Origin of the sequence: Salipiger sp. PrR002 (assembly GCF_010500775.1) — a bacterium.
In the GTDB taxonomy this organism is placed as follows: domain Bacteria; phylum Pseudomonadota; class Alphaproteobacteria; order Rhodobacterales; family Rhodobacteraceae; genus Salipiger.
Window position 1 is genome coordinate 123580 of the sequence record NZ_JAAGOU010000005.1, and the last position, 17232, is coordinate 140811.

Genomic DNA, 17232 nt, shown 5'->3' on the forward strand with positions numbered 1-17232 from the left:
GCTCAGCCCCCGGTCATCGGCGGAAAGAAGGCCACCTCGCGCACGCCCGCAAGCGGGGCGTCGAACTCCGACAGTTCCTGATCCAGCGCCACGCGCAGCGCCGAAAGGTCGGAAAAGGCCATGGCGTAGCGCTCTTCGCGCCCGCGCAGTTCCTCGATCAGGTCGTTGACCGTGGCGGCTTCGGTCTCGATCCGCTCTTTCGGCAGGCCGATGCGCTCGCGCACCCATGCGAAATACAGAAGGTCCATCAGCGGTCGTCCTTCAGATGCGGCAGGGCCTTGGTGAAATAATCCCAGCCGGTGATCATCGTCAGCGAGGCGGCGATCCACAGCAGCGTAAGGCCAAGGTGGCCGGACCAGATCATCCCGGTCTCCTGCCAGCGCAGCCCATGCGGATCGGCGCCGCCAGCATCCAGCGCGCGGGTCACCACGCGGTCATCCAGCGCCTCGATGCTGAGAGCAAGGTAATGCTCGAACACGCCCTGTGCAAAGAGCGTGGCGATGGCGATCATCTGGAAGGTGGTTTTCCACTTGGCCAGCTTGGTCACCTTCAGCGTGCCCGCCACATCGCCGAGATATTCGCGCAGCCCCGAGACAAAGACCTCGCGGAAGAGGATCATCGTCGCGGGCAGCACCAGCCAAGGCGACATCGACGAATAGCCGACGATCACCATCAGCGCGATCACCACCATCGCCTTGTCGGCGATGGGATCGAGCATGGCGCCGATCTTGCTTTCCTGCCCCCAGAGCCGGGCGAGATAGCCGTCGAACCAATCGGTGATCGCGGCGCCGACAAACAGCAGCAGCGCAAACCAATCGGCCAGCGGTCGCGAAAAATAAAGAAACATCACCGCCACGCCGGGAGCGGCGAGCAGGCGAAGGGCGGTGAGGATATTTGGCAGGTTCCAGCGCATGCGCCTTACGTAGCGCGGTTTATCGGGCGGGGAAAGACGCCTCACGCGTCGGTGCTGCGGCGAAATCGCTCGACATAGGCGGCGCGGGCCAGCGGCAGTGGACGGTCGCGCAGCGTGGGGGCCATATGGCTTTCAAGAAAGAAGCCGGTGGTGCGCAGCGCTTCGAGGATCTCGCCGTCGCCGCCGGGGCCTTCACCTTTGAGAATATCGGGCAGCGGCAGCAGCCGGTCCGCCCATTTGCCTGCAGCCTGCCGCGACACGGCGCGGCCGGTGCGGGGCGAGACGAAACACAGCTCCTCATTGGTGCCGCGCACCGCGCAGGCCGAGAGATCAAGGCCAAAGCCCATCTCGTCGAGCAGTGCCATTTCCCAACGCAGATAGGCCAGCGGCCAGAGATCGCGCTCGGGCAGCAGATCCAGCAGCTGCTCGGTGCGGGCATAGAGCTTGGGGTGGGGCTCGCGCTCGGGCAGCGAGAAGCTGAGCAGCGCGCAGACCGCGTTGAGCCCGGCTAGCGACAGGCGGTCCGACAGCGCATTGGCGGCGCGCGAACGTTGCGGCTCGGCGGTGAAGGCCCCCATATGATCCTCGAGCCGGGCCTTCCACGTCAGGTCAAGCTGGGCGCCGGGCTGCAGGCTGGGCGCGATGCGGCGCGAGGCTCCGCCGCGCAGCACACCCAAGTGCCGCCCGTGATTTGGCGTGAAGACCTCGAGGATGGCCGAGCTTTCGCCGTGCCTGCGCGAGGTCAGAAGGATGCCGGTGTCGCGCCATTCCATGCGCGCACTGTCGGGCTTTGGCCCTGTGGGGGCAAGAGGGGGCGCGGCATACCTCGGCGCGCTGCTGCGGGAGGGGGCGGCTGTCACGAAAGCCTCGGATTTGTGCCCTAGGCTGGCAAGGGTCTCTGTGGTGCCCAACCTCCGCCGGTTTCACCTCGGTGTGACGCGCCTTCGCTTGATCTCGCAATAATCCCCGCTTTGCAGTAGCATGGACGACCGCGGAGACACGATATGACCCAGACACGCCGCCTGACCGCCCTGCTCATCGCCGTGCTCGCCTTCGGCGCGCTGTGGCTGCAGGTGCATGTGGGGCTGGATCGCAGGCCGGACCGCGAGGTCTGGGAAGAGCTCTGGCGGCTGGGGCGCTATTTCACCATCCTGACGAACCTCATGGTTGCGGTGACTTTCGCCGCCATCGCCGGTGGCCACCGGCCAAGGCCATGGTGGACCGCCGCCGTGACGCTGTGGATTCTCATCGTCGCCATCGTCTACCACGGACTGCTGGCGCGCCCGCTCGACGGCATCCGCTGGTGGTCGGACATGGCGGTGCACACCTTTGTGCCTACCGCGGTCGTGGTCTGGTGGCTGATGCTGGCGCGCAAGGACGGGCTGGTCCCACGGCATGCGGTGTACTGGCTGCTCTGGCCGCTGCTCTATGTCAGCTACGCGCTGATCCGCGGCGAGTTCGACGGGCGGCACCCTTACTTCTTCATCGACCCGCATGAGGTCGGCTGGCCGGGGGTGGGGCTGTGGTGCGTCGCGCTGGGGCTGAGCTTCTGGCTCGGCGGTCTGGGGATGGTGGCGCTGGGACGGTTTCTCAGCCGTCCATCTGATCGAGCAGATGGCGCCCCTGACGGTCCTCAAGCTCGATGACCCAGAGATCGGGGTCGAACTCGCGCTGTTTGCTCACGCGCGCATCGACCTCATATTCGGGCCCTTCGGCCAGCACGGCCCAGCGGCGCGCGCCGGTCATCAGATCCCATTCGCGGGAATAGGCCACCGCCTGCCCGTCGAGCGTGGCGAGCTTGACGATCACCGCGCCCGCGGTGTCGTCGCCATGGGCGGTGACATAGGCGGGGATGTCCTGCAGCGATAAAAGCCGCAGGTAGCCCCCGACCCAGACATGCGTGGCGAGCCGAGGCTCAGGCATTGCCGTCCTTGAAATCGAGGCCCATCTCGGAATAGCGCTCGGCGTCTTCGAGCCAGTTCTCGCGGACCTTCACCTGCAGGAAGAGATGCACCTTGCGGCCAAGGAACTCTTCAAGCTCGGCGCGGGCGGCCTGCGACACCGCCTTGATCGTCTCGCCCTTCTTGCCCAGCACGATGCCCTTGTGGCCGTCGCGGGTGACATAGATCATCTGGTCGATGCGGGCGGAGCCATCCTTGCGCTCTTCCCAGTTCTCGGTTTCCACCGTCAGCTGGTAGGGCAGTTCCTGATGCAGGCGCAGGGTGAGCTTCTCGCGGGTCATCTCGGCGGCGATCATGCGCATCGGCAGATCGGCGATCTGATCCTCGGGATAGAGCCACGGGCTCTCGGGCAGCTGTTCGGCCAGCCATTTGCGCAGCGTGTCGACCCCATGGCCGCGCTCGGCAGAGATCATGAAGGTCTCGGCGAATGTGTAGGCGTCGTTCATCTTCTGGGTCAGCGCCAGCAGATCCTCGGCCTTCACCCGGTCGATCTTGTTGATCGCCAGCGCCACCGTCCGGCCCTGCGGCAGGTCACGCAGACCTTCGAGGATCGCCTTCACCCCGTCGGTCATGCCGCGGTGCGCCTCGATCAGCAGCACGATCACGTCGGCATCCGACGCGCCGCCCCATGCCGCCGCCACCATGGCGCGGTCGAGCCGACGGCGCGGCTTGAACAGGCCCGGCGTGTCGACGAACACAAGCTGGCTGTCACCTTCAAGGGCCACGCCGCGAATGCGGGCGCGGGTGGTTTGCACCTTGTGGGTGACGATCGAGACCTTGGCTCCCACCATGCGGTTGGTGAGGGTCGACTTGCCCGCGTTGGGCTCGCCGATCAGGGCGACAAATCCGGCGCGTGTGGTCATTGGGGCGTATCCGTTACTGACGATCAGTGGCCCTTACAGGCTTTTGCGGCGCGGGGCCAGAGCGGCCGCTGCGGATCAAGGTATAGCATCCCGAGACGACAATCAGCAGTGCTCCTGCAAGCGTCCAGAGATCCGGGCGCTCACCGAAGAGCAAATAGGCAAAGACCAGCGCTACCAGCAGCCGCGAATAGCGGAAGGGCGCAACCACCGAGACCTCGCCGGTGCGCATGGCGCGGGTCAGCGCGGTATAGGCGGTGACCCCCACCACTCCGGTGGCCAGCAGACGCAAGATCTCGGAGGTCTGCGGCAGGCGCGGCGGCGCCGGATCGAAGGGCAGCAGCAGCAGCCCGGCGACGGTGACCACCGCAAAGCCCAGCACGCCCAGTTGCTTGGCCGAGACGGCGGGCGGCGCGGCGCGGGTGTAGAGATCGCGCATGGCAAAGCCGAACATCGCCGCCAGCGAGAGCAGCGCGTCGAGGCGGAAAGCCTCGGGGGTGGGGCGCACGATCAGCAGAACGCCGATGAAGCCCACCGCCATGGCGGCCCAGCGGCGCGGGCCAACCGGCTCTTTGAGCAGCAGCGCGGCCCCGGCGGTGACCACCAGCGGCGCGGCCTGCAGGATCGAAGAGGTGACCGACAGCGGCGTATAGGCCAGCGACAGCGCGAAGAAGAGCCGCCCCATGATCTCGAAGAAGGTGCGGATCATCAGCTGCGAGCGGAACATGGCCGGATGCAGCACCGCCTCGCCCGCGCGCAGGGTCATGGCGACATAAAGGCTCATGCCGGTGAGGCCGAAGATCACCGTCGCCTCGCCCGGCGGCAGGCCGGGGGTCACGGATTTGAACAGCGCGTCCTCGACGGCGAAAAGCGTCATGGCCAGCACCATGAAGGCCGCTCCGGCGGCGTTGCCGCTCAGCCGCGGGGCGGCGCTGTCAGCCATCTGCGGTGAGGTTTGCAAGCAGTGTCGCGGCGGCTTCCTGTTCGGCCTTGCGCTTCGAGCCGGCGGTGGCCTGCGCGCTTTGGCCCGAGGTCAGCCGCACCTCGATGGTGAAGACCGGCGCGTGATCGGGGCCGGAGCGCGAGGTCTCGACATAGGCGGGCGGGGTCATGCCGCGCGCCTGCGCCCATTCCTGCAGCGAGGTTTTGGGGTCGCGCGCATCCTGCTGCACGGTCGAGACACGGTCGCCCCAAAGCCGCAGGATCATCTCGCGCGCCACTTCGAAGCCGCCGTCGAGATAGACCGCGGCGATCACCGCTTCCATCGCATCGCCCAGCAGCGCCTGCTTGCGCCGTCCACCCGACATCATCTCGGAGCGGCCCAGTTTCAGCGCCGCGCCCAGATCGACTTCGCGCGCCACTTCGGCGCAGGCCTCCTTGCGCACCAGCGCGTTGTAGCGCGGTGCAAGCTGGCCCTCGCTGGCCTTGCGATCCTCGGACAGCAGCGCCTCGGCCATGACGAGGCCGAGCACGCGGTCGCCGAGAAACTCGAGCCGCTGGTTGTCTTCGCGGCCGGGGCCGGACATCGACGAATGGGTGACCGCACGGCGCAGAAGCTCGGGCCGGTCGAACCGGTGCCCGAGCCGCTGCTCAAGTGCTTCTATCTCGGCGGAACGCTTCATGTGATCTTGTGGAAGAACCGGTCGGAGCGCCACGTCCAGAAGAACAGCATCGACCGGCCCGCAGAAGAGAACATGACGCGGGTCGCCTTGCCGATGATGTTCTCGAAGGGCACGAAGCCGACGCCGCCCGCGGCATTGGGCACGCGGCTGTCGGCAGAGTTGTCGCGGTTGTCGCCCATCATGAAGAAATGACCCTCGGGCACGGTGTAGATCGGCGTGTTGTCCGACCCCTGCATGCCGATGTTGAGGATATCATGCTTCACGCCGTTGGGCAGCGTTTCCGTCCAGCGCGATTTCTCGCAGACCCCGCCGGTGCCCACAGGGCCGTTCTCGCAGCGTGGACGCAGACCTTGCGGCCCCTGCGGCTCGGCGGTTTCGGTGAAGGTGCCGTTGGCTTCGACCTCGACAGGGGTGCCGTTGATGTAGAGCAGACCCTGCTTGACCTGAATCTGATCGCCGGGCAGGCCGATCACCCGCTTGATGAAGTCGGTGCCATTGACCGGGTGACGGAAGACCACCACGTCGCCGCGCTCGGGCTCGGAGCCGAACAGGCGGGTGTTGTCGCCGTCAAGGAAGCCGCAGATGTCGCGCGCGTCGATGTCGATGCCGATCGAGTTCAGGCGGATCGACGGGCAGGAGGCGTAGGAATAGCCGTAGGTCATCTTGTTGACGAAGAGGAAGTCGCCGATCAGCAGCGTGTCCTTCATCGAGCCCGAGGGAATCCAGAACGGCTGGAAGAACAGCGTCCGGAAGACGCCCGCGATGACCAGCGCCCAGAACACCGTCTTGACGGTTTCCCAGATCCCGCCCGATTTCTCTTCTTTCGCCATGGAAATCCGCCCCTGTGCCTCGATGTGCCTTGGTTTCTTGGCTTCATGGGCGGGGGAGGGGAGAGTGTCAAGCGGCGGCTGCCGCATGGCAAATCTCTTCGAAGGGATTTGCAAAACCCTTCGAAGGGTTTTGTGCGCGCGTTACCCTTCCGTGATCGGCCCGGGGTGGGCCTAGGCGTGGGCGTGGGGGCGGGCCTCAATGACCACGAAGGCCTGCGCCCAAGGGTGATCGTCGGTGAGGGTGACATGGATGATCGCCTCGTGACCCTCCGGCGTCATCGCGTCGAGCCGCTCCTTCGCCCAGCCGGTCACCTGCATCACCGGCTGGCCGGTGGGCAGGTTGGTCACCGCCATGTCCTTCCACGCGATGCCCATGCGCAGCCCGGTGCCGAGCGCCTTGGAGCAGGCCTCCTTGGCGGCCCAGCGTTTGGCATAGGTGCCCGCGACATCTCGGCGGCGTTCGGCCTTGCGCTGCTCGGTCTCGGTGAAGACACGGTTGCGGAACCGATCCCCAAATCGCGCCAGCGTCGCTTCGATGCGCTCGATATTCGCAAGATCGGTGCCGATGCCGAGGATCATCCGGGCAGCTTCCTTTGTTCGGGGGCGGACCTCAGGCCCGCGCCGCGTCCATCAGACGGCGCATCTCGGTGATCGCCGGGCCGAGACCGCGGAAGATCGCCTCGCCAATCAGGAAATGGCCGATGTTGAGCTCCATCACCTCGGGGAAGGCGGCGATGGGAGTCACCGTGTCATAGGTCAGCCCGTGTCCGGCGTGCACCTCAAGCCCCAGCGAATGGGCAAAGGCTGACATGTCGCGCAGGCGCTCAAGCTCGGCGTCCCGCTCGGCGAATTTCTCTTCGGCGTGCAGGTCGCAATAGGCGCCGGTGTGCAGTTCGATGACCTGCGCGCCGATCCGGTGCGCGGCTTCGATCTGCGGCTTGTCGGGGGCGATGAAGATCGACACCCGGCAGCCCGCCTCGCGCAGCGGCGCGATGAAATGCGCCAGCCGGTTCTCTTCGCGCGCCACTTCCAGCCCGCCCTCGGTGGTGCGCTCCTCGCGCTTTTCGGGAACGATGCAGACCGCGTGCGGCTTATGGCGCAGCGCGATGGCCTGCATCTCGTCGGTGGCGGCCATCTCGAAGTTGAGCGGCACCGACAGGGTGCTCATCAGCCCGTCGATATCCGCGTCCGAGATGTGGCGGCGGTCTTCGCGCAGATGCGCGGTGATACCGTCGGCGCCCGCCTCTTCGGCCAGTTTCGCGGCGCGCAGCGGGCAGGGGTAGGCGCTGCCGCGCGCGTTGCGCACGGTGGCGACATGGTCGATGTTGACGCCCAGTCTCAGGCGTCCGGCGTAGTCGCTCATCGGAAATCCTCCGGGGATGGAACGAACGGGGTCAATCTGCGGCGGACCCTAGTCCGGCGCGCCGCCCTCGTCAGCCGCTTTCTGCTTCTTTTTCAACGCAGCGAGCTTTTTCTTCAGCGCCCCACGGCGGCGGTTCTGATAGGCGCGGATGACCGGCACCGAGAGGTAATAGGCCACCAGCCCCGCGATGATGCCCGGAATGATGCCGCCGATCAGATAGGGGTAGAACACCTCGTGGAAGAAGATCCGCAGGTTCGTCCAATCGGTGGTGTCGCTGGTGAAGATGGCAAGGATGTTGTGCCACAGGTCGTGCCCGGCGTAGGTGAATTTCTCCAGCAGCGAGGCATGATGCGGCGAGTGCCGGTCGATGCCGAGCAGGAAATATCCGGTTTCCAGCGACACGATGCCGATCGGCACATAGGTCAGCGGGTTGCCAAAGAAGGTCCCGAGCAGCGCCGCGATGATATTGCCGCGCACCAGCCATGCCAGCGTGGCCGCCACAATGAAATGCAGCCCGTAAAGCGGGGTGAAGGTGGTGAAGACACCGGCAAAGATGCCGCGGGCGATGGTTTCAGGCGTGTCGGGCAGGCGGTGCAGACGGTGCTGGACATAACGCGCGGCACGCCCCCAGCCGCCGCGCGGCCAGAAGAATTCGAGCACGGCCCTCCAGACTGGCCGTTTGTCGCGCCGCTTGAAAACCAATGGCGCCCTTCCCCTTTATCTCTACTCCGCGGCGGCAGGCACGGCCGCCAGGGAGGCATCGCGATGGCGGCTCACAGAGGCCACGTCGCTTTCGGCTTCGAGTGCGGACATCACCGAGTGGAGGTGTTCGGCGTCCCTCAGTTCCAGATCGATCTGAATTCTGAAGAAGTCCGGTTTCCGGTCGATGAAGTGCAGGTCCGAGATATTGGCCCCGCGCTCGCCGATCAAGGTGCAAATACGCCCCAGCACGCCAGCGTCATTGCCGACTGTTGTATCGAGGCTCACATCATAGGCCGCAGGGTGCGTGCCATCGGCCCAATGCAGGTCGACCCAGCGCTCTGGCTGATCCTCGTATTTGGCCAGCGATTCGCAGTCGATGGCATGGACGAAGACGCCCTTGCCGCGTTTGGTGATGCCGATGATGCGCTCGCCCGGCAGCGGCTGACAGCAGCGCGCACGGGTGAAACCGGTGCCCGGCTCGAGGCCGATGACCGCGCGCTGCATCTCCACCTCGTGTTCGTCCGAGGGGGTGAGATCGGGATAGACCGCATGCACCACCTCGCGGGTGGTCAGCTCGGCGCTGCCGAGGCGGGCGAGCAGCTCGTCGGCATCCTCGATCCGCAGCGTCTGCGCGGCCTTTTCCAGCACCTTGTCGGTGGATTTCTTGCCCACATGCTCGAAGGCCGAGCGCGCAAGCTCTTGGCCCAGCTTGATGAACCGCCCACGGCCCGCCTCGCGCAGGGCGCGGCGAATGGCGCTGCGCGCCTTGCCGGTGGTGGCGATATCAAGCCATGTGCCCTGCGGCGTCTGGCCCTCGGCGGTGATGATCTCGACCGACTGGCCGTTCTTCAGCCGGGTCCAGAGCGGCACGCGGATGCCGTCAACCTTGGCGCCGACGCAGGCCGAGCCGATGCGGGTGTGGATGGCATAGGCGTAATCGAGCGGCGTGGCGCCGCGCGGCAGCTTCACCACGTCGCCCTTGGGCGTAAAGCAGAACACCTTGTCGGAATACATCTCGAGCTTCACCGCCTCGAGGAATTCGTCGTGATCCTCCTCGGCGTCGAACTGTTCGGTGAGCGAGGAAATCCACTTGGCGGGATCGACGGCGAAGGGGTTCTCGGACCTTACGCCATCGCGATAGGACCAATGCGCGGCGACGCCGGTCTCGGCCACGTCATGCATCTGGCGGGTGCGGATCTGCACCTCGACGCGCTTGCCGTCGCGGCCCGACACGGTGGTGTGGATCGAGCGATAGCCGTTCGACTTGGGCTGGCTGACGTAATCCTTGAACCGCCCCGGCACGGCGCGCCAACGCTGGTGGATCACGCCGAGCGCGCGATAGGTGTCCATCTCAGAGCGGGTGATCACCCGAAAACCGTAGATGTCGGACAGGCGGGAAAAGCCCATGCCCTTTTCCTGCATCTTGCGCCAGATCGAATAGGGCTTCTTGGCGCGGCCGAAAACTTCGGCTTCGATGCCCGCCGCCTCAAGCTCGTGGCGCATGTCGCCGGTGATCCGGTGGATCACGTCGCCGGCTTCTTTCTGCAGGTTGATGAAGCGCCGGATGATCGAGGCGCGGCCCTCGGGGTTGAGCACCCGGAACGCCAGATCCTCAAGCTCTTCGCGCATCCACTGCATACCCATGCGGCCCGCCAGCGGGGCATAGATATCCATGGTCTCGCGTGCCTTCTGCACCTGCTTTTCCGGGCGCATCGCCTTGATCGTCCGCATATTGTGCAGACGGTCGGCGAGCTTCACCAGAATCACCCGCAGGTCGCGGGACATGGCCATGAAGAGCTTGCGGAAGTTTTCGGCCTGCTTGGTCTCGGAGGAGGAGAGCTGCAGGTTGGTCAGCTTGGTGACGCCGTCGACCAGATCCGCCACTTCCGAGCCGAAGCGGTCCGCCACATCCTGATAGGAGGCGCGGGTGTCCTCGATCGTATCGTGCAGCAGAGCCGTGATGATCGTCGCGTCGTCCAGTTGCTGCTCTGTGAGGATGGCGGCAACGGCGACGGGATGGGTGAAGTACAGCTCGCCGGAATGGCGGTACTGCCCTTCGTGCATCCGCAGGCCATAGTCATAGGCCTCGCGGATCAGCTTTTCATTGGTCTTGGGATTGTAGTTGCGGACCAGTGCAACAAGGTCTTCCGCCGCGATCATGGGCGCCTATCCTTACCCTGGCCCGCTACTGCCGAGCCTCTCAGCTCTCTCCCTGCGCTTCCATAAGGGCGCGAAGGAGCTTTTCCTCGGACATGTCGTCTTCGACCGGTTTGTCCTGCTCGGCGCCCATCAGCAGCGCCATGCTGTCTTCTTCGGGCTCGTCGACCTCGATCTGAGTCTGATGCGACTCGATCAGGCGCTCGCGCAGTTCATCCGCCGACTGGGTCTCCTCGGCGATTTCGCGCAGGGCGACCACCGGGTTTTTGTCGTTGTCGCGGTCCACGGTGATCGGCGCACCAGACGCCACTTCGCGGGCGCGATGGGAGGCGAGCATCACCAGCTCGAACCGGTTGGGAACCTTGTCGACGCAGTCTTCTACCGTCACGCGTGCCATGAGCGTTTCACCTTGGGTTGACCGTAAGAACGGAGACTCCTACCGCGATGCCTGAAGATTGACAAGCGCAAACGGAGCGTCTTTTCTGCGCAATTCTATCACATCGGCACGACTTCGGCGCGCTGTTCCTGCGGCAGCTCGGCACACATTTGCGCAACTGACTTTGCAAGAATTGGGTGACGCCAATCAGCGGCAATATCCTGCAGCGGCACCAGGACAAAGGCGCGGTCCTGCAGGCGCGGATGCGGAAGAATCAGTTCTGTCGGCGTAACGCCCTGTTGCTTGTCTGCCGGAATATTTCGCCACTCGCTCTGCGTGGTTGTATTTGGCATTACGATTTCGCCAATGGCGATGAGATCAAGATCCAGCGTGCGGCTGCCCCAACGTCTTTCTCTTTCGCGCCCGAACTGTGCTTCGACCCGGTGCAGCGCTGCCAGCACCTCGGCGGGATGTCCGCGACCCGACAGTCGGGCGCAGGCGTTGACATAGTCGGGGCCGAAACCTGCGGGAAAACACGGGGTTGCATAAAAGCGGCTCACCGCCTCCACAGTGTAACCCTCGCTTTCAAGAGCGGTCAGCGCGGCCCGCAGGGTTTGCAGGGGCGATCCTGCTTCGGAGGGCAGGTTTGCGCCCAGTGCCACCAGTATTTGCTGATCCGAAGCCATTAGCGTGCTATCCTTCTGCATATATTGCTCTGCTTGAAAAGCTGATCGAAAGGCTTACTCTCAGAAATGGGCGCCTCCCACACTCATTTTTTCCCACTCACGGATCATGGCGCCCTGATTGCTCGAAAGGACATTTGATGTTTTACAAGGACGAACGGTTGGCGCTGTTCATTGACGGGTCCAACCTGTACGCAGCCGCCAAAGCCCTCGGCTTCGACATCGACTACAAGCTGCTTCGACAAGAATTCGTGCGCCGCGGCAAGATGGTGCGCGCGTTCTATTACACCGCTCTTCTCGAAAACGACGAATATTCGCCGATCCGCCCGCTGGTGGACTGGCTGCACTACAACGGCTTCACCATGGTGACCAAGCCGGCGAAGGAATACACCGACGCCCAGGGCCGCCGTAAGGTGAAAGGCAACATGGACATCGAACTGACCGTTGATGCCATGGAACTGGCGCCGCGCGTCGATCACATCGTGCTGTTCTCTGGGGATGGGGACTTCCGGCCGCTGATCGAAAGCCTGCAGCGTCAGGGCGTGCGCGTTTCTGTCGTATCGACGATCCGCAGCCAGCCGCCGATGATCGCTGACGAACTTCGTCGTCAGGCCGATAACTTCATCGAGCTCGACGAGCTTCGCGAAGTGATCGGTCGTCCGCCGCGGGAGCAGCAGGCGGAGCGCAACTTCGAGGTCGCCAACGGGCACTAAGCCCGATGACGATGCATTTGGGACTGCGGGTGTTATGGGGATGAGGTCCGCAGTAAATGCTTAGTGAGGCTGCCGGTCTTGGCGGCCTCTTCCTCGCGGCGTTTGGCGCCGCGACCATACTGCCGTTCCAGTCCGAGCTGATTTTCGCCGGACTGCAACTGCGGACCGAGATTCCGGTCTGGGCGCTGGTGCTCGTGGCGAGCATCGGCAACACGCTCGGCTCGGTGGTCAACTATGCGCTTGGCGTCGGGCTCGAGCATTACCGGCACAAGCGGTGGTTTCCTTTGACCGAAGCGCAGCTTGATCGTGCACAGCGCTGGTACGCGCGCTGGGGCATCTGGTCGCTGCTGTTCAGCTGGGCGCCCTTGGGCGACGGGTTCACCGTGGTCGCAGGCATCATGCGCACGCCGCTGTGGCTGTTCGTGTCGCTCGTGGCGATTGCCAAAACAGGCCGCTACATCATCCTTGCGTGGCTCACCAGCGCCACGCTGGGCTGAGCGCCTCTGGACCCGCGCGGTCAGAGCCACTAGGTCTTGGGGTAACGGCAGGCGCCTTTGACCGAAGGTCAGCCAAAGCCCTCACCGATGCTGCGAGCCCTTTCGTGACCGAGACCATGACCAAATCCCCGCTTACCCTCTATCTGGCCGCGCCGCGCGGGTTCTGCGCTGGTGTCGACCGGGCGATCAAGATCGTCGAAATGGCGCTCGAGAAATGGGGCGCGCCGGTCTACGTGCGCCACGAGATCGTGCACAATAAATTCGTCGTCGACGGGCTGCGCGACAAGGGCGCGGTGTTTGTCGAAGAGCTCGAAGAATGCCCGCTCGACCGCCCGGTGATCTTCTCGGCGCATGGCGTGCCCAAGGCCGTGCCCGCCGAGGCCGCGCGGCGCGAGATGGTCTATGTCGACGCCACCTGCCCGCTGGTGTCGAAGGTGCATATCGAGGCGGCCCGCCACCACGAAAACGGCCTGCAGATGATCATGATCGGCCATGAAGGCCACCCCGAGACGATCGGCACCATGGGGCAGCTGCCCGAAGGGGAAGTGCTGTTGGTCGAGACCGTCGCCGATGTGGCGCATGTTGACGTCCGCGATCCCGAAAAGCTCGCTTTCGTGACGCAGACCACCCTGTCGGTCGATGACACGGTGGATATCGTGGCGGCGCTGAAGCAGCGCTTCCCGGCCATCGTCGGCCCCCATAAGGAAGACATCTGCTACGCCACCACCAACCGTCAGGACGCGGTGAAGGCCATCGCGGGCGACTGCGACGCGCTGCTGGTGGTTGGGGCGCCCAATTCCTCGAACTCCAAGCGTTTGGTCGAAGTGGCGCGCAAGGCGGGCTGCTCTTACGCCCAACTTGTGCAGCGCGCCGATGACATCGACTGGCGCGCGCTCGAAGGCATCCGCACGGTGGGTGTCACCGCGGGCGCCTCGGCCCCCGAGGTGCTGATCGACGAGGTCGTCGCCGCCTTTGGCGCGCGCTACGACATGACCGTCGAGCAGGTGGAAACCGCGCAGGAAGACATCGAATTCAAGGTGCCGCGCGTCCTGCGCATGCCCGCATGAGCCTGCCAAAGCTCTCGCTGGTCCTTCTGCCGCAAGAGCATGCGATCCTGCGTCTTCCGCCCGACGCCCCCTTTCCCGACTGGACCGGCGCCTCGGGCTGCGTCAGCCTGACCCGCGCGCCGGATGAGCTGTCGGTGGTGTGCCCCGCCGCCGCTGTCCCCGCGGGGACAGAGGGCAGCTTTGGCTGGCGGGCGTTCCGTGTCGACACGCTGGCGGGACTGGACGAGCCGGGCGTGGTGCTCGCCGCGGTGAAGCCGCTGTCCGAGGCAGGGCTCGGCGTCTTCGTGATTTCGACCTTCCTGCGCGACTATCTTCTGGTCAGTGGCGAGAGCTTGGGCAGGGCGCATGCGTTGCTCACCGAGGCCGGGCATCGCATCACCGCAGGCTGACCGCCGCAAGCAACGCCGGCGCCCGTTGACAGGGCAGAGGCGATCGGGAACCTTGCGGCCAGAGCAAGACCCGCCGCGCCCTCGGCCAAGACATTCGGAGGAGAGACCATGCCCCGCCCATTCCCGCTGTGGAGCCGCGCATGAGCTCGGTCCCTCGCGCCCCGCTGTTTCTCGCCCTCGCCGGTCTGCTGCCTTTCCTGTGGTCGGTAGGGACGCGTTACAGCGATGACCTTTATGCGTGGTCCATGGCGAACCTCGGCAGCCGTTTCGTCGCGCCCTATCTGCAGCTGTCCTATGGCACGGTGATCCTCGCCTTCATGTCCGGCGTGCTCTGGGGCTTTGCCACGAAGGCGGGCGGCAGCAAGGCCGCGGTGGCCTATGCGCTGTCGGTGCTGCCGGCGCTCTGGGCCTTCTTCATGGTGGGCGGCGGGCCGGTCTCGGCGGGGATGAATCTGATCTTCGGCTTTCTCGGGCTGCTGTTGCTCGACGCCTTCTTCCAGCTCTGGGGGCTGACGCCGCGCTGGTGGCTGGCGCTGCGCGTGCCACTTACCGCGGCGGTCATCGCCTGCCTGTCGGTGGGTGTGTTCCTGTGACACGCGGCAGCGGGACCGGGCTTGACGGCACCTCGTCGCCATGGCTTAGCGTGCTCGCCCATGGCTGACCTATTTGCATATACCGACGGAGCGTGCTCCGGAAATCCCGGCCCGGGCGGCTGGGGCGTTCTGATGCGCGCGATGGATGGCGACACCGTCAAGAAAGAGCGCGAGCTCAAGGGCGGTGAAGCCGAGACCACCAACAACCGCATGGAACTGATGGCGGCGATCAGCGCGCTCGAGGCGCTGTCGCGCCCGACGCAGATCACCGTGGTGACCGACAGCGCCTATGTGAAGAACGGCGTCACCGGCTGGATCCACGGCTGGAAGCGCAACGGCTGGAAGACCGCCGCCAAGAAGCCGGTGAAAAACGCCGAGCTGTGGCAGCGGCTCGACGAAGCGCAGAAGCGCCATCAGGTGACCTGGGAATGGGTCAAGGGCCACGCCGGCCACCCCGAGAACGAGCGCGCCGACGAGCTGGCGCGCGCGGGCATGGCCCCCTTCAAGGGCTGAGGCGATGAGCCCGCTCGTCCTTCTCGACTATGCTTCGGTTCTGATCTTCGCGCTGACCGGCGCGCTGGTCGCCAGCCGGGCGCAGCTCGACGTGGTGGGCTTTGCCTTTCTCGCCTGCCTGACCGCCGTCGGCGGCGGCACCACGCGCGATCTGCTGCTCGACCGGCACCCGGTGTTCTGGGTGGCCGAGCCGACCTATCTTGGCATCGCCTGCGCCGCGGCACTGCTGGTCTTCTTCACCGCGCACCGGCTGGAGAGCCGCGCAAAGGCCATCCTCTGGCTCGATGCGGCGGCGCTGTCGGTGGCGGTGGCCGCAGGCAGCTCCATCGCGCAGGCCGAGGGCGCGGCCTGGGGCGTGATCCTCGTGATGGGGGTGATGACCGGCTGTCTTGGCGGGCTCATGCGCGATGTGGTGGCCAATGAGGTGCCGCTGCTGCTGAAACAGGGCGAGCCCTATGCCACCTGTGCCTTATGCGGAGCGCTGGCGCTGCTGGGGGCCGAGGTGCTGGGACTGCCGCCCTTCTCCGCCGCGCTGGTCTGCGCCGCGGTTACCTTTGCGCTGCGCGCCTCGGCCATCGCCTTTGGCTGGGGCATCCCCGTCTACAAGTCGCGCCCGCCGCGGAAGTGATCGCGGCTTGGAGGTCAGGCGAGGGGCGCTGCCCCTCGCGCTCCCCGGCGTATTTTCAAAGAGAAGAAGGGGCGGGCTTGGTCTGCGGCGCCCCTTATTTGGCTCACTGCAGGTCGGCGAAGGCCTTTTGCAGGCGGGTGCCGGCCTCTTCGATGGTGGCGCGCGGCGCGGCGAGGTTGATGCGCATGCAGGTCTCGCCACCGGCGCCGAAGGACGGGCCCGGGCTGACGGCGATCTTGGCGATGTCGCGCACCCGCGCGTTGACCTCTTCGAAATCCATGCCGGTGCCGGAGAAATCCACCCAAGCGAGATAGGTCGCCTGCAGCGGCATCGAGCGCAGGCCGGGGATGGCATTGACCATCTCGTCAAAGACCGCGCGATTGCCGTCGAGATGGGCGATCTGGGCATCCACCCATTCCGCGCCTTCGGGCGAATAGGCGGCGGCGGTCATGATCAGACCCAGCGCGTTGGGCTTGCTGTCGAGCGCGGTCAGCCGGTCTTCCATCTGCTTGCGCAGCCCGTCGTTGCTGATCGTCAGCGCGCCGACCCGCTGGCCGGCGATGTTGAAGGTCTTCGAGGCGGCGGTGAGGGTGATCAGACGGTCCTCGCTCTCGGGCGCGGCCACGGCCATGGGCACGAAGGTCTCGCCGGGGTAGATCAGGTCGTGGTGCACCTCATCCGAGAGCAGCATCAGGCCGTTGCGCTTGGCGAACTCGGCGACGGCGCGCAGCTCACCCGCCGTCCAGATACGGCCCGAGGGGTTCTGCGGCGAGCACCAGATCAGCATGGTCTCCTTGCCGGTGAGCCGCGCCTGCGCATCCTCGAGATCAAGCTCGTAGCGGTCGCCCTCGCGCTTCAGCGGGCATTCGGTGACCACCCGGTTGGCGCGGCGCACCTTGGCGGCGAACTCGTGATAGACCGGCGAGAAGATCGCCACGTGATCGCCCGGCGCGGTGTAGACGTCGAGGCACATGGCGACACCATTGCCGAGCCCGTGCACCGGCACGATCCAGTTCTGTTCGATGTCCCAGTCGTGCCGCGTCTTCATCCACCATTGCACCGCGCTGGTATAAAGCGACATGGCCGAGAAATAGCCGAAGATCCCGAGATCGACCTGCGCCTGCAGCGCGTCGCGCACGCAGGGCGCGGTGGGATAGTCGGAATCTGCGGTCCACATCGCCAGACCGTCGTCCTGCGGCACGCCGAAGAGTTTCTCCATCAGGTCCCATTTGGCGGAGCCGGTGCCCCGGCGGTCGATCGGTTGGTTGAACAGGTCTTTCATCGGCGACGTCACTTCCCTACAGCATCTCGGACAGGTCTCGCGCCGACGCTAGCGAACGCGCGCCGGAGTGCAACCACTGCACT

General features: G+C 65.4%; 23 protein-coding genes. 8 read left to right on the top strand and 15 right to left on the bottom strand.

Annotated elements, in window-relative coordinates; translation table 11 throughout:
- Positions 1–2 precede the first annotated feature (2 nt).
- Genes moaD through recO form a run of 3 tightly spaced genes read right to left on the bottom strand, consistent with a single transcriptional unit; the run spans position 3 to position 1686 of the window.
- A complete protein-coding gene (gene moaD / locus G0A00_RS07110) occupies positions 3–248 on the bottom strand; it encodes a molybdopterin converting factor subunit 1 (RefSeq protein WP_164180021.1) in 246 nt (81 codons plus the stop codon).
- Positions 248–913, bottom strand: a complete 666-nt coding sequence (gene pgsA, locus G0A00_RS07115; protein ID WP_066103733.1) for a CDP-diacylglycerol--glycerol-3-phosphate 3-phosphatidyltransferase — start codon at positions 911–913, stop codon at positions 248–250. Before pgsA ends, moaD begins: the two co-directional genes overlap by 1 nt.
- Positions 914–954: 41 nt before the next feature.
- Positions 955–1686, bottom strand: a complete 732-nt coding sequence (recO, locus tag G0A00_RS07120) for a DNA repair protein RecO (protein ID WP_164180023.1) — start codon at positions 1684–1686, stop codon at positions 955–957.
- 231 nt (positions 1687–1917) lie between these two features.
- On the opposite strand from recO, the gene G0A00_RS07125 reads away from it, so the two are divergent.
- Positions 1918–2559 carry a Pr6Pr family membrane protein gene (locus G0A00_RS07125; protein ID WP_164180025.1) on the top strand — a complete coding sequence of 214 codons (642 nt, stop codon included), beginning with the start codon at positions 1918–1920 and terminating at the stop codon, positions 2557–2559.
- Here G0A00_RS07125 and G0A00_RS07130 read toward each other — a convergent pair.
- The 11 genes from G0A00_RS07130 to folK form a co-directional block, all read right to left on the bottom strand.
- Positions 2504–2836 (bottom strand): DUF1491 family protein, encoded by a 333-nt coding sequence (locus tag G0A00_RS07130; protein WP_164180027.1) that lies wholly within the window; start codon positions 2834–2836, stop codon positions 2504–2506. The genes G0A00_RS07125 and G0A00_RS07130 overlap by 56 nt on opposite strands.
- Positions 2829–3737: a GTPase Era gene (gene era, locus G0A00_RS07135; RefSeq protein ID WP_066103741.1), complete on the bottom strand. Its 909-nt coding sequence runs from the start codon at positions 3735–3737 to the stop codon at positions 2829–2831. Before era ends, G0A00_RS07130 begins: the two co-directional genes overlap by 8 nt.
- A gap of 13 nt (positions 3738–3750) precedes the next feature.
- Positions 3751–4677, bottom strand: a complete 927-nt coding sequence (locus tag G0A00_RS07140; RefSeq protein WP_164180029.1) for a DMT family transporter — start codon at positions 4675–4677, stop codon at positions 3751–3753.
- Complete coding sequence (gene rnc, locus G0A00_RS07145; protein ID WP_164180031.1) at positions 4670–5356, bottom strand: ribonuclease III; 687 nt, start codon at positions 5354–5356, stop codon at positions 4670–4672. The genes G0A00_RS07140 and rnc overlap by 8 nt, the downstream gene beginning before the upstream one ends.
- Positions 5353–6186 carry a signal peptidase I gene (lepB, locus tag G0A00_RS07150; protein WP_066103750.1) on the bottom strand — a complete coding sequence of 278 codons (834 nt, stop codon included), beginning with the start codon at positions 6184–6186 and terminating at the stop codon, positions 5353–5355. Before lepB ends, rnc begins: the two co-directional genes overlap by 4 nt.
- A 171-nt stretch (positions 6187–6357) precedes the next feature.
- Positions 6358–6765, bottom strand: coding sequence for a holo-ACP synthase (gene acpS, locus G0A00_RS07155; protein ID WP_164180033.1), 408 nt, complete (start codon positions 6763–6765; stop codon positions 6358–6360).
- 31 nt (positions 6766–6796) lie between these two features.
- Positions 6797–7549, bottom strand: a complete 753-nt coding sequence (locus tag G0A00_RS07160; protein WP_066103755.1) for a pyridoxine 5'-phosphate synthase — start codon at positions 7547–7549, stop codon at positions 6797–6799.
- A 48-nt stretch (positions 7550–7597) separates the two neighbouring features.
- Complete coding sequence (locus G0A00_RS07165; RefSeq protein WP_164180035.1) at positions 7598–8251, bottom strand: DUF2062 domain-containing protein; 654 nt, start codon at positions 8249–8251, stop codon at positions 7598–7600.
- A 21-nt stretch (positions 8252–8272) separates the two neighbouring features.
- Entirely contained in the window at positions 8273–10411 is a 2139-nt protein-coding gene (locus tag G0A00_RS07170; RefSeq protein ID WP_066103761.1) for a bifunctional (p)ppGpp synthetase/guanosine-3',5'-bis(diphosphate) 3'-pyrophosphohydrolase, read from the bottom strand.
- A gap of 40 nt (positions 10412–10451) precedes the next feature.
- A complete protein-coding gene (rpoZ, locus tag G0A00_RS07175; protein ID WP_066103762.1) occupies positions 10452–10805 on the bottom strand; it encodes a DNA-directed RNA polymerase subunit omega in 354 nt (117 codons plus the stop codon).
- A 98-nt stretch (positions 10806–10903) separates the two neighbouring features.
- Entirely contained in the window at positions 10904–11491 is a 588-nt protein-coding gene (folK, locus tag G0A00_RS07180) for a 2-amino-4-hydroxy-6-hydroxymethyldihydropteridine diphosphokinase (RefSeq protein WP_235952958.1), read from the bottom strand.
- A 116-nt stretch (positions 11492–11607) separates the two neighbouring features.
- Between folK and G0A00_RS07185 the strand changes: the two genes are divergently transcribed.
- The 7 genes from G0A00_RS07185 (at position 11608) to G0A00_RS07215 (ending at position 15867) form a co-directional block, all read left to right on the top strand.
- Positions 11608–12180 carry an NYN domain-containing protein gene (locus tag G0A00_RS07185; RefSeq protein ID WP_066103767.1) on the top strand — a complete coding sequence of 191 codons (573 nt, stop codon included), beginning with the start codon at positions 11608–11610 and terminating at the stop codon, positions 12178–12180.
- Between the two features lie 56 nt (positions 12181–12236).
- Positions 12237–12677, top strand: a complete 441-nt coding sequence (locus tag G0A00_RS07190; protein ID WP_066103769.1) for a YqaA family protein — start codon at positions 12237–12239, stop codon at positions 12675–12677.
- A 116-nt stretch (positions 12678–12793) separates the two neighbouring features.
- Positions 12794–13744 carry a 4-hydroxy-3-methylbut-2-enyl diphosphate reductase gene (ispH, locus tag G0A00_RS07195; RefSeq protein WP_066106891.1) on the top strand — a complete coding sequence of 317 codons (951 nt, stop codon included), beginning with the start codon at positions 12794–12796 and terminating at the stop codon, positions 13742–13744.
- Positions 13741–14133 carry an ACT domain-containing protein gene (locus tag G0A00_RS07200; protein WP_164180037.1) on the top strand — a complete coding sequence of 131 codons (393 nt, stop codon included), beginning with the start codon at positions 13741–13743 and terminating at the stop codon, positions 14131–14133. Before ispH ends, G0A00_RS07200 begins: the two co-directional genes overlap by 4 nt.
- A gap of 140 nt (positions 14134–14273) precedes the next feature.
- Positions 14274–14726, top strand: coding sequence for a DUF3429 domain-containing protein (locus G0A00_RS07205; RefSeq protein ID WP_164180039.1), 453 nt, complete (start codon positions 14274–14276; stop codon positions 14724–14726).
- Positions 14727–14786: 60 nt separating this feature from the next.
- Positions 14787–15239: a ribonuclease HI gene (gene rnhA, locus G0A00_RS07210; RefSeq protein WP_066103773.1), complete on the top strand. Its 453-nt coding sequence runs from the start codon at positions 14787–14789 to the stop codon at positions 15237–15239.
- 4 nt (positions 15240–15243) lie between these two features.
- Positions 15244–15867 (top strand): trimeric intracellular cation channel family protein, encoded by a 624-nt coding sequence (locus tag G0A00_RS07215; RefSeq protein WP_164180041.1) that lies wholly within the window; start codon positions 15244–15246, stop codon positions 15865–15867.
- Positions 15868–15970: 103 nt separating this feature from the next.
- Here the strand turns inward: G0A00_RS07215 and G0A00_RS07220 are convergent, their stop codons facing one another.
- The gene (locus tag G0A00_RS07220; RefSeq protein ID WP_164180043.1) at positions 15971–17149 is read right to left on the bottom strand and encodes a MalY/PatB family protein; all 1179 of its coding nucleotides are present in this window, start codon (positions 17147–17149) and stop codon (positions 15971–15973) included.
- Positions 17150–17232 lie beyond the last annotated feature (83 nt).

What these genes read in the sequence shown, in the direction of transcription:
- G0A00_RS07130 (WP_164180027.1), bottom strand. Translation starts at nt 2,836, where the DNA reads ATGCCTGAGCCTCGGCTCGCCACGCATGTCTGGGTCGGGGGCTACCTG.
- G0A00_RS07190 (WP_066103769.1), top strand. Translation starts at nt 12,237, where the DNA reads ATGCTTAGTGAGGCTGCCGGTCTTGGCGGCCTCTTCCTCGCGGCGTTT.
- era (WP_066103741.1), bottom strand. Translation starts at nt 3,737, where the DNA reads ATGACCACACGCGCCGGATTTGTCGCCCTGATCGGCGAGCCCAACGCG.
- G0A00_RS07140 (WP_164180029.1), bottom strand. Translation starts at nt 4,677, where the DNA reads ATGGCTGACAGCGCCGCCCCGCGGCTGAGCGGCAACGCCGCCGGAGCG.
- rnc (WP_164180031.1), bottom strand. Translation starts at nt 5,356, where the DNA reads ATGAAGCGTTCCGCCGAGATAGAAGCACTTGAGCAGCGGCTCGGGCAC.
- G0A00_RS07170 (WP_066103761.1), bottom strand. Translation starts at nt 10,411, where the DNA reads ATGATCGCGGCGGAAGACCTTGTTGCACTGGTCCGCAACTACAATCCC.
- G0A00_RS07185 (WP_066103767.1), top strand. Translation starts at nt 11,608, where the DNA reads ATGTTTTACAAGGACGAACGGTTGGCGCTGTTCATTGACGGGTCCAAC.
- lepB (WP_066103750.1), bottom strand. Translation starts at nt 6,186, where the DNA reads ATGGCGAAAGAAGAGAAATCGGGCGGGATCTGGGAAACCGTCAAGACG.
- rpoZ (WP_066103762.1), bottom strand. Translation starts at nt 10,805, where the DNA reads ATGGCACGCGTGACGGTAGAAGACTGCGTCGACAAGGTTCCCAACCGG.
- G0A00_RS07205 (WP_164180039.1), top strand. Translation starts at nt 14,274, where the DNA reads ATGAGCTCGGTCCCTCGCGCCCCGCTGTTTCTCGCCCTCGCCGGTCTG.
- recO (WP_164180023.1), bottom strand. Translation starts at nt 1,686, where the DNA reads ATGGAATGGCGCGACACCGGCATCCTTCTGACCTCGCGCAGGCACGGC.
- G0A00_RS07160 (WP_066103755.1), bottom strand. Translation starts at nt 7,549, where the DNA reads ATGAGCGACTACGCCGGACGCCTGAGACTGGGCGTCAACATCGACCAT.
- pgsA (WP_066103733.1), bottom strand. Translation starts at nt 913, where the DNA reads ATGCGCTGGAACCTGCCAAATATCCTCACCGCCCTTCGCCTGCTCGCC.
- moaD (WP_164180021.1), bottom strand. Translation starts at nt 248, where the DNA reads ATGGACCTTCTGTATTTCGCATGGGTGCGCGAGCGCATCGGCCTGCCG.
- rnhA (WP_066103773.1), top strand. Translation starts at nt 14,787, where the DNA reads ATGGCTGACCTATTTGCATATACCGACGGAGCGTGCTCCGGAAATCCC.
- G0A00_RS07220 (WP_164180043.1), bottom strand. Translation starts at nt 17,149, where the DNA reads ATGAAAGACCTGTTCAACCAACCGATCGACCGCCGGGGCACCGGCTCC.
- folK (WP_235952958.1), bottom strand. Translation starts at nt 11,491, where the DNA reads ATGCAGAAGGATAGCACGCTAATGGCTTCGGATCAGCAAATACTGGTG.
- G0A00_RS07215 (WP_164180041.1), top strand. Translation starts at nt 15,244, where the DNA reads ATGAGCCCGCTCGTCCTTCTCGACTATGCTTCGGTTCTGATCTTCGCG.
- acpS (WP_164180033.1), bottom strand. Translation starts at nt 6,765, where the DNA reads ATGATCCTCGGCATCGGCACCGATCTTGCGAATATCGAGCGCATCGAA.
- ispH (WP_066106891.1), top strand. Translation starts at nt 12,794, where the DNA reads ATGACCAAATCCCCGCTTACCCTCTATCTGGCCGCGCCGCGCGGGTTC.
- G0A00_RS07125 (WP_164180025.1), top strand. Translation starts at nt 1,918, where the DNA reads ATGACCCAGACACGCCGCCTGACCGCCCTGCTCATCGCCGTGCTCGCC.
- G0A00_RS07200 (WP_164180037.1), top strand. Translation starts at nt 13,741, where the DNA reads ATGAGCCTGCCAAAGCTCTCGCTGGTCCTTCTGCCGCAAGAGCATGCG.